Annotated in this window: 1 protein-coding gene; it reads left to right on the top strand. The window is 68.8% G+C overall.

The window, feature by feature from the left end:
- Positions 1–54 precede the first annotated feature (54 nt).
- On the top strand, positions 55–1,056 hold a 1,002-nt coding region (locus tag J3T92_RS09450), incomplete at its 3' end, for a hypothetical protein (RefSeq protein ID WP_267401282.1).

The raw sequence follows: 1,056 nt of genomic DNA, 5'->3' as shown, positions 1-1,056 counted from the left end.
ATGTTGGAGAATGGAGCTGGTGGCAAAGTGTCATGTGAGGAGGGGGAGCTTATCATGGACGAGCATGGTCCGGCAAAGACCACATGGATCGAACCAGTCGGGAGGGAACCGGGTGAATCCGGCCAGGCCCAGGCGCAGCCCATCGAGGAGGAGCCCGGCGAGGAGCATGCTGCTGAGGAGCAGCCCTCTGTGGGAGAGCTCGCTGAAGGGGGATCCGCGCAGGGTCTGGCTGGCGAGGCCGGTGCCGGGCCGAAGAATGGCGGGGGGCCTGGGCGGCGCGCCATCATGGTCGCAGCCATCGTGGCCGTCATTGTGATCGTCGTAGCTGTGGTCGCGGGGGTCTGGGTGTTCAGGCAGCGCCATGCCGATGCGCTTGAAGGCTGCGGCCGCGCCTACCAGGCGTACACGGCCAGCGCCGCCAAGCAGCGGCATGAGCAGGAGGAGGCCAGGAAGATGCTCCAGGCCACGCCCGAGCAGAAGGTGGCCGACCCCGCCGTCCGCAAGACGCTGGAGCAGGCCGTGCGGGAGCCGGCCGGCCATACCGCCGCCGTCTGCACGGCCAGCCAGGACACCGGACGGCTGGACCGGAACAGGGACGGGTTGGCCAAGGCCGCCAGCATCAACAAGGGGCTCGTCGGCCGGTACAGGGCCGCTGCTGCCAAGGTACGGGCCTCCGTCAAGGCCAAGAGCCTGGCTGACGGGAAGAAGGGGCTGGAGGATGCCATCGGCTCGGCTGCCTCCCTGCTGGGCGGCTCGGACGGAAAGGTGGCGGACAACGCCGTCAGGGACGCCCTGGCCAAGGCCATCGATGCCGCCAGGCAGGCCAGCGGCAGGAAGGATGTGACGGATCCGAAGACCTATGCGGATGTGAAAAGGAGCCTGGATGACGCCGTCAAGGCCGTCAACGACTCCATCAGCCAGAAGCAGGCCGCCGACGCGGCAGCAGCCGCGCAGGCAGCCGCACCCGCAGCCCCCGCCACGGGAGGCGCCGGAACCGGCTACAAGAGCAGCGGCTATGCGAACGGCACCAGTGGCGGCCACCAGAGCAACGGCAGC

Origin of the sequence: Bifidobacterium sp. B4081, assembly GCF_026537335.1 — a bacterium.
In the GTDB taxonomy this organism is placed as follows: Bacteria; Actinomycetota; Actinomycetes; order Actinomycetales; family Bifidobacteriaceae; genus Bombiscardovia.
This window is presented reverse-complemented; position numbering and strand designations above follow the sequence as displayed.